This window comes from Kluyvera sp. (genome assembly GCF_965301105.1).
This window is the reverse complement of record NZ_CBDKZX010000142.1, coordinates 1-5,044: the sequence shown is the minus strand read 5'-3', so window position 1 is coordinate 5,044 and position 5,044 is coordinate 1. Positions and strand designations below refer to the sequence as shown.

At 54.6% G+C, this 5,044-nt stretch carries 5 protein-coding genes; 3 read left to right on the top strand and 2 right to left on the bottom strand.

Annotated elements, in window-relative coordinates:
* From ACW14G_RS22160 to ACW14G_RS22150, 3 genes are all read left to right on the top strand, one after another.
* Positions 1 to 407 (top strand): glucuronate isomerase (locus tag ACW14G_RS22160; protein WP_455648815.1); only part of this gene is annotated, 407 nt, incomplete at its 5' end.
* A 15-nt stretch (positions 408 to 422) separates the two neighbouring features.
* On the top strand, positions 423 to 1,910 hold the full coding sequence (locus tag ACW14G_RS22155; protein ID WP_455648814.1) for a UxaA family hydrolase: 1,488 nt from the start codon (positions 423 to 425) through the stop codon (positions 1,908 to 1,910).
* A gap of 138 nt (positions 1,911 to 2,048) precedes the next feature.
* Positions 2,049 to 2,603, top strand: a complete 555-nt coding sequence (locus ACW14G_RS22150; RefSeq protein WP_455648813.1) for a YgjV family protein — start codon at positions 2,049 to 2,051, stop codon at positions 2,601 to 2,603.
* Between the two features lie 16 nt (positions 2,604 to 2,619).
* Here ACW14G_RS22150 and sstT read toward each other — a convergent pair whose 3' ends face one another.
* Entirely contained in the window at positions 2,620 to 3,864 is a 1,245-nt protein-coding gene (gene sstT / locus ACW14G_RS22145) for a serine/threonine transporter SstT (protein WP_100271879.1), read from the bottom strand.
* A gap of 242 nt (positions 3,865 to 4,106) precedes the next feature.
* The coding region (locus tag ACW14G_RS22140; protein ID WP_455648812.1) for a TerC family protein at positions 4,107 to 5,044 on the bottom strand (938 nt) is incomplete at its 5' end.

The window sequence follows — 5,044 nt, the reverse complement described above, 5'->3', positions numbered from 1 at the left end:
AGCAGAATGAACAGAACCTGCTGCCGAAAACCATTCTCTACTGCCTGAACCCGCGTGATAACGAAGTGCTGGGCACCATGATCGGCAACTTCCAGGGCGAAGGTATGCCGGGCAAGATGCAGTTCGGTTCCGGCTGGTGGTTCAACGATCAGAAAGACGGTATGGAACGTCAGATGACTCAGCTGGCACAGCTGGGCCTGCTGAGCCGCTTCGTCGGTATGCTGACCGACAGCCGTAGCTTCCTGTCTTACACTCGTCACGAATACTTCCGCCGTATTCTGTGCCAGATGATTGGCCGTTGGGTTGCCGCGGGCGAAGCGCCTGCCGACATCCAGCTGCTGGGTGAGATGGTGAAAAACATTTGCTTTAACAATGCGCGTGACTACTTCGGCATTGAACTGAACTAAGGTCTGGGTGAAGGTATGCAATACATCAAGATCCATGCGCTGGATAACGTCGCGGTAGCGCTCGCTGATTTGGCTGAAGGAACCGAAGTCACCGTTGATGGGCAGGCGGTAATCCTGCGTCAGGCGGTCTCTCGTGGCCATAAATTCGCCTTATGCGATATTGCGAAAGGCGAAAACGTCATTAAATACGGTTTGCCAATTGGCCATACGCTGGTGGACGTTGCGGCGGGTGAGCATATTCATGCTCACAACACGCGCACCAATCTGAGCGACCTGGACACGTATAGCTACCACCCTGATTTTCAGGCGGAAGTTGCACAACCGGCGGATCGCGATGTGCAGATCTACCGTCGTGCCAACGGCGATGTTGGCGTGCGCAACGAACTGTGGATCCTACCGACGGTAGGCTGTGTTAACGCCATGGCGCGCCAGATGCAGAACCGTTTTCTGAAAGAGACTAACGACGCCGAAGGAATCGACGGCGTGCATCTCTTCAGCCACACCTACGGCTGTTCACAGCTCGGCGACGACCACATTAACACCCGCACCATGCTGCAAAACATGGTGCGTCACCCGAATGCGGGTGCGGTGCTGGTGGTTGGCCTTGGTTGTGAAAACAACCAGGTTGATGCCTTCCGCGAAACCTTAGGCGAGTACGATCCTGAGCGCGTTCACTTCATGGTCTGCCAACATCAGGAAGACGAAGTGGAAGCGGGGATTGAACATCTTCACCAGTTGTACAACGTGATGCGTAACGATAAGCGTGAGCCGGGTAAACTGGGTGAGCTGAAGTTTGGTCTGGAATGCGGCGGCTCTGACGGCCTGTCCGGTATTACCGCCAACCCGATGCTGGGGCGTTTTTCTGACTACGTGATTGCCAACGGCGGCACCACCGTACTGACCGAAGTACCGGAAATGTTCGGCGCCGAGCAACTGCTGATGGACCACTGCCGCGATGAAGAAACGTTCGGCAAGCTGGTCACCATGGTCAATGACTTCAAGCAGTACTTCATTGCTCACGACCAGCCGATCTACGAGAACCCATCGCCGGGCAACAAAGCGGGCGGTATCACCACGCTGGAAGATAAATCTCTCGGCTGCACGCAAAAAGCAGGCTCCAGCCAGGTGGTGGACGTACTGCGCTACGGCGAACGTCTGAAGACGCATGGTCTGAACCTGCTGAGCGCACCGGGTAACGATGCGGTGGCGACCAGTGCCCTGGCGGGCGCGGGCTGTCATATGGTGCTGTTCAGTACCGGTCGCGGTACGCCGTACGGTGGTTTTGTGCCGACGGTGAAAATTGCTACCAACAGCGAGCTGGCGGCGAAGAAAAAGCACTGGATCGACTTTGACGCTGGACAGTTGATCCACGGCAAAGCGATGCCGCAGTTACTGGAAGAATTTGTCGATACCATCGTCGAGTTCGCCAACGGCAAGCAAACCTGCAACGAGCGGAATGATTTTAGAGAGTTAGCGATATTTAAAAGCGGCGTAACGTTGTAGTAAATACCTGATGGTACCTGCATGCAGGTCTGCGCAAACCGTAGGCCTGATAAGCGCAGCGCCATCAGGCACAAACCGTTGCCGGATGGCGGCGAACTCGCCTTATCCGGCCTACGAGATAGAATTGGGGTTGCTTGCATGACCGCGTATTGGCTGGCCCAGGGCGTAGGTGTCATCGCCTTTCTGATCGGTATTACCACCTTTTTCAATCGCGATGAGCGCCGGTTCCGGCTGCAACTCGCTGTCTATAGCGCCACCATCGGCGTGCATTTTTTCCTGATGGGTGCCTGGCCTGCGGGAATGAGCGCAGAACTCAACACCATCCGCACACTTGTCTCAATGCATACCCGCAAACTGTGGGTAATGACCGTTTTTATTGTCCTCACCCTGGTTCTCGGGCTGGCGAAATTACAGCATGCGATGGAGCTGTTGCCGATAATTGGCACGCTGGCCAGCACCTGGGCGCTGTTTCGCTGCAAAGGGTTAACCGTGCGCTGCGTCATGTGGTGCGCAACCGCCTGTTGGGTTATCCATAATTTCTGGCTAGGGTCGATTGGTGGGACGATGATCGAAGGGAGTTTTCTGGTGATGAACGGCCTGAACATTATTCGCTTCCGGCGGATGCAAAAACGCGGAATTGATCCGTTCAAAATTGAAAAAAGCGTACAAGAAAAGAGCCCCTCCGCCCGATGACGGAGGGGCGCAGGGATTAGCCGCGCAGAGCGTTATTTGCCAGACGCTCGTCTTCAGCCTGGCAGGCTGCAGCGGTAAACAGGACGTCTGTAGAAGAGTTCAACGCCGTTTCACATGAGTCCTGCAATACGCCGATGATAAAGCCAACGGCAACAACCTGCATGGCGATGTCATTCGGGATACCGAACATGTTGCACGCCAGCGGGATCAGCAGCAGAGAACCGCCCGCCACGCCCGATGCACCACAGGCACACAGCGAAGCCACCACGCTCAGTAACAGCGCCGTCGGTAAATCGACCGGAATACCCAGCGTATTCACCGCCGCCAGCGTCAGTACGGTAATGGTGATCGCCGCGCCCGCCATATTGATGGTGGCGCCCAGCGGAATAGACACCGAATAGGTATCACGATCCAGATTCAGTTTCTCACACAGTGCCATGTTCACCGGAATATTTGCCGCCGAACTGCGGGTAAAGAAGGCATACACGCCGCTTTCACGCAGACAGGCCAGCACCAGCGGATACGGGTTACGGCGAATTTTCCAGAAGACCAGCAGTGGGTTAACCACAAATGCCACCAGCAGCATACAGCCTACCAGTACGGTCAGCAGTTGGGCGTAGCCCCAAAGCGTGGCGAAACCGGTGGTTGCCAGCGTGGAGGAGACCAGACCAAAGATACCGATTGGCGCGAAACGAATCACCAGCTTCACCATAAAGGTGACGGCGTTGGACATATCATTGACCAGATTTTTGGTCGTTTCATTGCCGTGGCGCAGTGCAAAGCCCAGGCCGACAGCCCATACCAGAATACCGATATAGTTGGCGTTCAGCAGAGCATCAATTGGGTTAGAAACCATGCTCATCAGCAGGCTACGCATCACTTCCACAATCCCGGATGGCGGTACGATATCCCCCGCGCTGCTGGAAAGATGCAGTGTTGATGGGAAAGCAAAGCTGAAGACAACGGCGGTTAATGCCGCTGAAAATGTTCCGAGCAGGTAGAGGAACAGAATGGGGCGGATATTGGTTTTTTGCCCGTGCTGGTGGTTGGCGATAGAAGCCATCACCAGCATCAGAACCAGAATTGGCGCGACGGCTTTTAATGCGCCGACGAACAGCGTACCCAGCAAACCAACGGCTTCAGCCGCAGGTTTTGACACCAGTGCCAGTAAAATCCCCAGTACCAAACCGATCAAAATTTGTTTAACCAGGCTCCCTTGCGCCAAACGCGAGAGTAGCCCCGATGAACGTTGCGTAGTCATGTCGTGATCCTTTCATTGTGTTGTTGCCTTACCTTTGTGCGTTCTGTTGACGCATCTTTCAGGATCTGGCAAATGTTTGCATGGCTGAGTATAAGGAAAGAACGGGGTTCTGGAAGCGAAATATCCTGGATTCCGCGTTGAGATCATATTTTATAACTTTAACTTAACATTATTTTGACATGATAAACAAAAAGCCCGACGCACGCAGTGTGCTGTCGGGCTTTTCAGCTAGCAGATGAAACTTACTGTATTTGCTGCTTTTTATCGTGCTGGTGGTTGACCCATGCGTTAACAATCAGCGTCACAAACAGAATGCCAAATACCACGCCTAACGAGATAGCGATCGGGATATGGTAGAAATCGACGATCAGCATCTTGATACCGATAAACACCAGGATCACCGACAGACCATACTTCAGCATCGAGAAGCGTTCCGCCGCGCCTGCCAGCAGGAAATACATGGCACGCAGACCGAGGATCGCAAACAGGTTAGAGGTCAGCACGATGAACGGGTCGGTAGTGACCGCAAAGATAGCCGGGATGCTGTCCACCGCAAAAATCACGTCGCTAAGCTCAACCAGGATCAGCACCAGCAGCAGCGGGGTGGCAAACAGCAGGCCGTTTTTGCGCACGAAGAAGTGCTCGCTCTCAATGGTATCGGTCATGCGTAAATGGCCGCGCAGCCAGCGTACTAACGGTCTGTCGCCAATACCGGAGGCATCTTCTTTCGCCAGCGCCATCTTCACGCCGGTAAACAGCAGGAACGCGCCGAACACGTACAACAGCCACTCAAACTGGGTGATAAGCCAGCTGCCCGCGAAGATCATGATCGTACGCAGCACAATCGCACCCAGCACGCCATACACCAGTACCCGACGCTGCAACGCAGGCGGCACGGAGAAGTAGCTGAAGAGCATCAACCAGACAAAGACGTTATCTACTGCCAGTGATTTTTCGATCAAATAGCCGGTAAGGAACGCCAGCGCCTGTGGGTCGGCAACGGCGCGCCCCTGGGTTTCCGCCAGGTACCACCAGAAGGCGGCGTTAAACAGTAACGACAGCGTTACCCAGACGATAGACCAGGCTGCAGCCTGCTTCATTGACATCGTATGCGCGCCACGACGCCCCTGCAACAGCAGGTCGATGGCCAGCATAATTACCACTACGACAGCGAAGCCAC

Excerpts from the sequence above, each read along its gene's own strand:
- ACW14G_RS22155 (WP_455648814.1), top strand. The coding sequence starts at position 423 with ATGCAATACATCAAGATCCATGCGCTGGATAACGTCGCGGTAGCGCTC.
- ACW14G_RS22150 (WP_455648813.1), top strand. The coding sequence starts at position 2,049 with ATGACCGCGTATTGGCTGGCCCAGGGCGTAGGTGTCATCGCCTTTCTG.
- sstT (WP_100271879.1), bottom strand. The coding sequence starts at position 3,864 with ATGACTACGCAACGTTCATCGGGGCTACTCTCGCGTTTGGCGCAAGGG.